The 1,391-nt window shown below is 56.1% G+C and carries 1 protein-coding gene; it reads left to right on the top strand.

Annotation, left to right across the window (positions count from 1 at the left end; translation table 11 throughout):
- Positions 1-116 precede the first annotated feature (116 nt).
- On the top strand, positions 117-1,157 hold the full coding sequence (locus tag IVA95_RS30095; RefSeq protein WP_247513796.1) for an IS110 family transposase: 1,041 nt from the start codon (positions 117-119) through the stop codon (positions 1,155-1,157).
- Positions 1,158-1,391: the final 234 nt, after the last annotated feature.

The following is a 1,391-nucleotide window of genomic DNA, read 5'->3' as shown; positions in this document are numbered from 1 at the left end:
CGCGTTTTCACACATGGGGTAATTCCGGGCCAGAGCCATACTGAAGCTCTCAGAATCAGCTCTCCAGGAATCGATGAGGCTCATCTCTTGGGCCCTGCAATGACAGGAGAGCTGCAATGGAGCATTATGTCGGACTGGACGTTTCTCTGAGGCTAACAGCGATCTGCATTGTTGATCGGACGGGAAAGATTGAGCGTGAAGGCGTGGTTCGTTCCGACCCCGAAGCGATCGCAGCATTCATCAAGTCAAATGCGCCGTATGTCGCGCGGATCGGACTCGAAACAGGAGCAACGTCGACATGGCTGTGGACTGAGTTAAATAAGCTCGGGCTGCCAGTCATCTGTATCGACGCCAGGCACGCCAAGGCTGCTTTGAAAATGCAAATCAACAAGAGCGACCGCAACGATGCCGTAGGCATAGCCCGCATCATGCAATGTGGATGGTATAAGGAGGTGCGCGTCAAAGACCTCGACTGTCACGCGGTGAAGGCTGTGCTGGTCAGCCGAGCTCTACTCGTTAAGATCAAGCGGGATCTCGAGAATCAAATCCGTGGGCTCTTAAAGAACCTCGGGCTGGTTATTGGCCCAGCAAAGATGAACGTATTCGCATCGCGTGCTGCGGAGCTGACCGAAAATCGGCCGGAACTCGCCGTTGCGGTAACGCCGCTACTCACCGCCCGAGTAGCCATCGAGCAGCAGATTGCTGATCTCGACCGCAAGGTCATGAAGCTCGCACGCAGCAATGCTCAAGTGCGACAGTTCATGACGGCACCTGGCATCGGCCCTGTCACGGCTCTTTGTTTTCTTGCAACGATCGACGACCCTACGCGCTTCAAAAGGTCAAGAAGCGTCGGAGCCTATGTCGGACTAACGACCCGACGCTACGCATCCGGCGAGATTGACTGGACGGGTCGAATCTCGAAGTGCGGCGACAAAATGTTGCGCGGCTATCTCTATGAGGCGGCCAATGTGCTGCTCACACGCGTAGCAAAATGGTCAGCGCTCAAAGCCTGGGGCATTCGGCTTGCAAAACGAAGGGGGCTACGCAAAGCCAAGGTTGCGGTTGCGCGAAAGCTTGCGGTCATTCTGCATCGGATGTGGATCGAAGGAACCGAATTTAGATGGTCATCAAAGGAGACCGCCATGCAAACAGCATAGCAAGCTATCGAATTCCCGCCGACCACCGGCGGAATCCAAGGTCCCTGCCGGGACGCTGGCGTTGGTGCGATCGCCCCTGGCTTTGCGATGCTCAAAAAGCAAGCGCGCTTCACACATTGATCCGCCAGCGTCATCCTACGCCATCATGCGGAGGGCATGCCCCTACCGCGGAGAGAACCATGAACCCGGCAAGGATGTGGAGAGTCTTGACCGCAGGCCCGGAATTAGAGAACA

This window comes from Bradyrhizobium sp. 157, from assembly GCF_023073815.1.
Lineage (GTDB): Bacteria > Pseudomonadota > Alphaproteobacteria > Rhizobiales > Xanthobacteraceae > Bradyrhizobium.
The sequence above is the reverse complement of the archived record's forward strand: the minus strand, read 5'-3'. Positions and strand labels throughout refer to the sequence as shown.

Bases quoted from the DNA above. Each gene is read 5' to 3' on its own strand.
- IVA95_RS30095 (WP_247513796.1), top strand. From the start codon at position 117: ATGGAGCATTATGTCGGACTGGACGTTTCTCTGAGGCTAACAGCGATC.